Here is a 6,654-nt window from a genome sequence, read left to right as displayed (position 1 = left end):
CTCTTGCGGATGTCTCTCGTTCCCGCCGTCTTGCCCGGCGCCCTGTTCGCGAGGCTGTCGTTCTTCTTGATGTCGCGGGCGCGGTCGCGGATGGCGTTGTCGCCATTCTTCTCGATCCTGTTCTTGATGTTGTTCTGGTCGAACTTGTTCAACTGATCGCGTTCGATCTTGATCTTGCTGCGATCGACATTCTTCCAGTCGACGTCGTTGATGTTGATATTGCCGTTGAAGTCGCGGTTGTTGAAGCAGTTGTTGCAATCGATGTTGATGTCGTTGCCGTTCCAGCGGCCACCCCACACGCCCCAATCATCCCAGTCGACGGCGGCGGCCCAGATGGCGCCGGTCACCGCCCCGGCGAAGAATGTCGCCCCCGGGTACACATAGTATGGGTAAGGATCGGGATAATAGCGGATCGGTTCCCACACGTAATCCGGCTCATAAAACATCTGCGGCGGATATTGCGGGACGTAGATCACTTCGGGGCTCGCCGACTTGATGACGATGTTGTCGTTCGCCTTGACCACCTGGATCTTGTCGTCGGTCTTGATGACGCCTTTGGCGACCGCCTCGTCGCGCAGCTGCTGGATGGCAACCAGCACGTCCTTCTGCTGGTAGGCGATGGCATCGCCGAGCGTCTGCGTCCATTCGAGGTCGTCGCTCATCATCTTCACAATGTCGGGATAGTTGAGCAGCGACACCACGGAACCGTCCCAGCTCTCCTTGGGTTTCAGGCTCTTGTCCTTCTCGTAACGGTCGAGGAAGCGCGCCGCCTCGATGATCTGCAGCGGATAGAGCGCAGCCGCGGTGATCACGGCGATCAGCTCGTCCGGGTAGAGCGCAATCCGCGCGACCAGCACCTCCATCTCGTCGGCGCTCAGCGGCTCCGGCGAAGTCGTCGCATCGCCCGAAGCCGCCGCGACCTGTTCTTGGGCAAGGACAGGGTGCGCCGAACCAAACCCGGCAAGCAGCAGCGTCAGCGCCGCCGCACCGACCTTCAACAAGTCATTGCCCGTCATGCTTCGATCCTCCCTGTCTGTCTTTGTCCGGGCAGGCTTTGCGCCGGGCCTTTGGCAATATTTGTCACGTTCTGCGTGCAACGCGGCGGTTCCTCGCAGACATTCCGCCACGGGATTTCGCCCTGCCACGTGTTGGCCATTCGGCAAGGCTTGTCATGGCTTCGTGTCGCTTCCTCTTCGAATGCATCGCTTCAGGCCGCGATAAGGATCAAGGCTCGGACGCGAACACCTTGTTCCAGTCGGCTTTCATATCAACAATTGTCCAGCTCATGATTCCGGCTTCGTCGAGACCCTTGTCCAGGCGACCGATGGAAGAATCCCTGTCGTAGGCCCATTCGCGATCTGCGTCGGTGTGGTGCACATAGAGACAGAAGTGCGGTCCGGGACCGGAACAGGTCCATTGCAGCATCTGCAGATCGCCGTCGGAATTGCCGAAGGCGGCGATCGGCCGCCGACCGATGTGGTGGTGGATCCCGACGGGCTTGCCGGCCTTGTCATCGATGAAGTTGATTTCCGGCAGTCGCATGAGCACCGGCGTTCCGTCGCGCATCTCGAACTTGGTCTTGCCGCTGCTGCCGACGACCTGCTCGGGCGGTATGCCATAGACCTTCTCCGTCCATGGGCGCATGAAATCGATGCCGCCGCCGGAGACGATGAAAGTCTTGAAACCGTTGGCGCGAAGATAGGCCAACAGCTCCAGCATCGGCTGGTAGACCATTTCCGTATAAAGCCGGCCGGTCTTCGGGTGCTTGGCGCTGGCAACCCAGTCGCGGACGATCTGGTCGAATTCGTCGGTGGTCATGCCGGAATGCGTGGTCATGACGATGTCCACGATAGCCGGCTCGCCACCGGCAAGCGCAGTCTTGATGTCCCCCTTCAGCAACGAGGCAAAGGGCTCCTTGTCCTTCCATTCCGGATGCTGCGGCGCCATTGCCTTGACCCGATCGAGTGCGAACAGGAGCTGGAAGTACAGCGGTTGCTCGCCCCACAGCGTGCCGTCATTGTCGAAGACGGCGACGCGCTCTGCTTCGGGCACGAAGTCTGCCGCGCCTTCCGCAGTCACGCGTTCGACGAAGGCGACGATGGACTGCTTGGCCTTTCCGTCATTCCAAGACGGAAGCTGATCGGCGTTCTGCGCGGTGGCAGAGGCTGCGACCCCCAGTAATAGGAGGATGGACAACAGGTAGCGCTGCGCGGCGTAGGCAAGATTGGTCATAGTTTGATGTCTCCTCCAGGTCAGCGCCCCTCGGGAGCGCCATCATCAAACATGCCTTCGGCAAATCGTCTTTCGTGAGATTTGCCTATTGCCGCCCGGGGCGGAAGGTAATTAACGGTAACCTACGGGCAGAATCCGCTCGGTTGCATCGAAAGCGGGGCTGTCAAGGATACGGTCTAGCTCGACACGACAATGAGCCGCAGGGTAGGTCCAGCCCCGGTGGCGATATCGCGCAATAGCTTGGTTGGGTCGGGAAGGCATTGCGGGTTGTTGGGGACCGCCTGCCACAAGCGTGTCAATCCTCGGCCATAGGCGGATACGGCTTCGCCAGCAACAGTCCGCCTACGTAACTTACATAGGGATACTGGCACCATCAAAAAGACTATGCGCATTCTAGCTCATAGGTGATGGCACTATGGCAGCAAACGGCAAACCTCCTGGCAGGGAGCAGGCATATTCGGCGACGCCTTCCGCATGCCGAATTTGCGATCCGAAAATTGATAAGCAGTAGAGAACTGGCCAAGAACTGTCGAATCCGATCGCCTCAAACTTTCGGCGTCGATGATGTAGCCAACCGATCAGTTTGATGGCGGCCCTACGCTGTTGGGCTGAAGCGAACCCGGATCACGCTCCCGAATAAGAATCGCCGAGCACTGGATTGGAGATGAAACATGAACCAAGCAATCTTGAAGTCGCACCTTAGATCGCGGCCGCGATCTATCGGAATAGCGGCAATCTCAATCGGGCTGGCACTTTCCGTTTCGCCGTCGTGGGGTCAGAACGTCATCGACGCCGATGCTGACGGTATTCTTGTGGCCATGACAAACCATCTCAAAAGCTTACAGGCGTTCACGGTCGACTATGACACCGATCATGAGATCGTCGACCTGGCCGGCCAGAAGTTGCAGTACAGCGCTTCCGGCTCCGTCCAGGCGTCCCGCGGCGACGGCTTCCACATGACCCGCAAAGGCCCTTTTGCCGACGTGGAACTCACCTTTGACGGCAAGTTAATCTCTGTCCACGGCAAGGGCATGAACGTCTATGCGCAGTTGGACAGTCCTGGCGCGTCGATTGATGAGGCGGTCGAGGAATTCAGGGTGTCTACCGGGCTCGACGTTGCGGGCGCCGATTTTCTAGTCACCGATCCTTATGCCGTTTTGACCGAAGGCGTTACGTCGGGGAGACTGGTCGGCGACGCTTTTGTCGGCGGCGTCGAATGCGATCAACTGGCGTTTCGCAATGACGCCGTGGACTGGCAGATCTGGATCAGCAAAGGCGACCAGAAACTGCCTGTCAAATATGTGGTCACCACCAAATGGGTGACGGGCGCGCCGCAATATTCGTTGCGGTTCAGCAACTGGAAAGCCGGCGAGGTCGACGCCAAGCTGTTTTCGTTCAAGCCTCCGGCCAACGCGAAAAAGCTGGAGCGGATAGACTCCGACGAAGTTGGCGAACTTGTACTGGAGGGCAGCAAATGAACGCGCGGTGCATCCGTAATCATCTCTTCCTCGCCGCTGTTATGATGGCGTTTCTTATAACCGATAGCCTGATGGGCGGTTACTTCATTCCGGCAGGTTCGATCGTTTCCAGCGCGGAAGCGCGCGTCGGCAGGCCGCTTACGCCCGGCAGCGTCGCCGGCGTTGCGCGGCGCACAACGCGCCGGGTCGTCCGCCGCTCGACGATATATGTGGCGGCGCTCCCCCCCGCCTGCTCTCAGACCAGCATCAACGGAGCTACGGTTTGGCAGTGCGGCGGGACATACTACCAGCCCTATGGCGGCCGTTACGTCGTCATCTATGTGAATTGATCGTAGCCGCCCAAAGCGAGACGACCGTTCGCAAGGGCTGTGATGCCAACCGATAATCTCTGCTTGTGACCGTAAGCGGCGAACACCATAATTGGCGTTGGGCAGCAAAATGGGGCGACTATTGTCAGCGACAATCCAACGGTGGACACCGCTTCTGGGACTCGTGGTCCGTTTTTTAGCGGCACAAAGAGTCCGATGGATTTTGACTGCGCCCTTAGCTTGCAGTTGCCCATAAAAGGGCGAGGAGCCAATATGTGCAGCTGCGGCATTCAAAACTCGAGGCGCTCATGAAGAACAAGCTACGGCTCGGGTTCTTGCCAGTTGTCGTCGTGCTCTTGCTAGCGCTCTTGCAGGGAACTTCGCTAGCTCAACAGCCTTCCCCCGACCTTCCGCCCGAAAAGGCAAAGCAGTTCCTCGAGCTTTTGTCCGATCCGGAACTAAAGGCATGGCTCGAGGGAAAGATTCCAGCGGCCACGGACGAGCCCGGCCTGTCGATTTCCGAGGACATCTTGAGCCTGGAGGCGGGTATTCGTGCCCGTATCGGTGCGCTCGGCGCCGCGATCCCGCGCCTGCCCGAAGAACTGTCGCGCGCCGCCGAAATTGTCTCGCGTGACGTGAGCTCCGGCAGGCCAGGGCTGGTTATGGGCATCCTGGCGGTCTTGATCGCGGTCGGATTCGGAGCCGAGTGGGCGGTCCGACGAGCGCTCGCCAGGACGAGGAGCGCGGTTGCTCAGGAAGACGCCGGACAAGCGATCCTCTTCGAGACTGTCGCCCTGCTGACTTTTGCGCTCGCCAGCGCCGGTTCGTTCTTGGCATTCGGATGGCCACCCTTACTCCGCAGGATCATTCTGACCCTGCTTCTTGCGTTCATCGCGTTCCGTATCGTTCGCGCGGCAGCCCGATTGCTGTTTGCGTTCGGCGGTGCGACGAGCGACCCCTCGGACAGGCCGACTCCGCTTTTCGAAGGCGAGGCTTCGACCCGTTTCTGGCGTTGGCGAGTCAGCCTCGTGGCCGGGTTCCTATTGTTCGGCTGGGCGATCGCCAGCCTCATGCCTGGCCTGGGCTTCTCTCGAGAGGTTGCAGAGCTCGCCGCCTTCCTGTTCGGGCTTGGCATTCTGGCGACCGCGATCGACGTCGTCTGGCAACGGCCCGACGGGCGAGGCTCTCTGGTCAAGCAATCGTTTCTCACCTTGTTCCTGATCGTGCTCTGGGGGGCTTGGGTCGCCGGCCTGCTCGGCGTCCTGTGGCTTGGGGTTTTCGCCCTGGTGCTGCCGACAGCCTTGCGCGGGGTCGGCGCCGCGGCACGGGCCTTCGCCGGCAGGTCGAAGCGCAGCGGCGCGATGGGCGTCGTACTCAACGTGCTCATTGTCAGGGGCGCCAGGGCGGCGGTCATTGCCGCGGCGGTCGCATGGCTCGCCCATATCTGGCGGATCAGGGCCGCGAGCCTCGCCGGCAGCGAAACCGGCGGCTTCCTGATAACCGGGCTGCTCCACGGCATCATCATTTTGCTGATCGCCGACCTGCTCTGGCAACTGTCGAAGGCCTTGATCGAATATCACATGAACCTCGCGCCGGCGGGTGGGAGCAGCGCCGACCATCTGGCCCGCAACGGCCGGCTGCGCACGCTGTTGCCGATATTCCGCAACGCCCTTGCCGTGTTCATAGCCGCGGTCACCGTGCTAACGATCCTCGCTGGGCTCGGCGTGCAGATACTCCCGCTGATTGCCGGCGCCGGCATCTTCGGCATCGCCATCGGCTTCGGCTCGCAGACCCTGGTCAAGGACGTGCTGAGCGGCGTGTTCTACATGATGGACGACGCCTTCCGGGTCGGTGAATACATCCAGAGCGGCAGCTACAAAGGCACGGTCGAATCCTTCAGCCTGCGTTCGGTGCGTCTGCGTCATCATCGCGGCCCCATCTATACCGTCCCGTTCGGTGAGCTCGGGGCGGTCCAGAACATGAGCAGGGACTGGGTGATCGACAAGATCACGATCGGCGTGACCTATGATTCCGACGTGGACCTGGCGCGCAAGCTCATCAAGAAGATAGGCCAGGAACTGGCAGCCGATCCTGAATTTGCGGCCGACACGATCGAGCCGCTCAAGATGCAAGGCATCGACAATTTCGGGGACTACGCGATTGTTCTGAGGATAAAGTTGACGACGAAGCCGGGGACCCAATTCGGCATCAAGCGGCGCGCCTTCATGATGATCAAGGCGGCATTCGCGGAAAACGGTATCAAGATCGCGGTTCCCACCGTTCACGTCGAGAGTGGCGGGGAGACTGCGGCCGCTGCTCATCAGGCAAACCAAACCCTGAAAAAGAGCAAGGCCCCCTTGGAGGCGTGAGGTACACGCCATAGAGCTGCGCGGTCCTGTCCACGTCATCCGAACTCGGGGCAAACCGGACATCATGCCGTCGTTGCGGACGTTCTGACGAACATGGTCGGACGGCAAGATGTTAGGCGGCGTTCGTATGCGTGCCAACCGCCATTTATCGATGGCGTCGCGGACTGAATGGTCCGCGTGCGCTGGGCCAATACTAGCCCGTAGGTTACAGTTAGTTACGTTCCCTGACGTGAGCCGATCGGCCAAGGTCACTCATAGCCGTCATAT

Annotated in this window: 5 protein-coding genes; 3 read left to right on the top strand and 2 right to left on the bottom strand. The window is 60.2% G+C overall.

Features of this window, described 5'->3' with window-relative positions; translation table 11 throughout:
* Positions 1 to 1,016: DUF3300 domain-containing protein (locus EOC93_RS32010; protein WP_127206611.1), on the bottom strand; the 1,016-nt coding region annotated here is incomplete at its 3' end.
* 208 nt (positions 1,017 to 1,224) lie between these two features.
* Positions 1,225 to 2,232 (bottom strand): HAD family hydrolase, encoded by a 1,008-nt coding sequence (locus EOC93_RS32005; RefSeq protein ID WP_126106614.1) that lies wholly within the window; start codon positions 2,230 to 2,232, stop codon positions 1,225 to 1,227.
* A 671-nt stretch (positions 2,233 to 2,903) separates the two neighbouring features.
* Here EOC93_RS32005 and EOC93_RS32000 point away from each other — a divergent pair.
* The 3 genes from EOC93_RS32000 (at position 2,904) to EOC93_RS31990 (ending at position 6,387) form a co-directional block, all read left to right on the top strand.
* A complete protein-coding gene (locus EOC93_RS32000) occupies positions 2,904 to 3,710 on the top strand; it encodes a DUF2092 domain-containing protein (RefSeq protein ID WP_127206610.1) in 807 nt (268 codons plus the stop codon).
* 44 nt (positions 3,711 to 3,754) lie between these two features.
* Complete coding sequence (locus EOC93_RS31995) at positions 3,755 to 4,039, top strand: hypothetical protein (protein WP_245461597.1); 285 nt, start codon at positions 3,755 to 3,757, stop codon at positions 4,037 to 4,039.
* A gap of 287 nt (positions 4,040 to 4,326) precedes the next feature.
* The gene (locus EOC93_RS31990; RefSeq protein ID WP_127206608.1) at positions 4,327 to 6,387 is read left to right on the top strand and encodes a mechanosensitive ion channel family protein; all 2,061 of its coding nucleotides are present in this window, start codon (positions 4,327 to 4,329) and stop codon (positions 6,385 to 6,387) included.
* Positions 6,388 to 6,654: the final 267 nt, after the last annotated feature.

This window comes from Mesorhizobium sp. M6A.T.Ce.TU.002.03.1.1, assembly GCF_003997275.1.
Classification (GTDB): Bacteria; Pseudomonadota; Alphaproteobacteria; order Rhizobiales; family Rhizobiaceae; genus Mesorhizobium; species Mesorhizobium mediterraneum.
Note: the sequence above shows the minus strand (reverse complement) of the source record. Positions and strands in the feature narration are given on the sequence as shown.

Bases quoted from the DNA above. Each gene is read 5' to 3' on its own strand.
- EOC93_RS32005 (WP_126106614.1), bottom strand. From the start codon at position 2,232: ATGACCAATCTTGCCTACGCCGCGCAGCGCTACCTGTTGTCCATCCTC.
- EOC93_RS32000 (WP_127206610.1), top strand. From the start codon at position 2,904: ATGAACCAAGCAATCTTGAAGTCGCACCTTAGATCGCGGCCGCGATCT.
- EOC93_RS31995 (WP_245461597.1), top strand. From the start codon at position 3,755: ATGGCGTTTCTTATAACCGATAGCCTGATGGGCGGTTACTTCATTCCG.
- EOC93_RS31990 (WP_127206608.1), top strand. From the start codon at position 4,327: ATGAAGAACAAGCTACGGCTCGGGTTCTTGCCAGTTGTCGTCGTGCTC.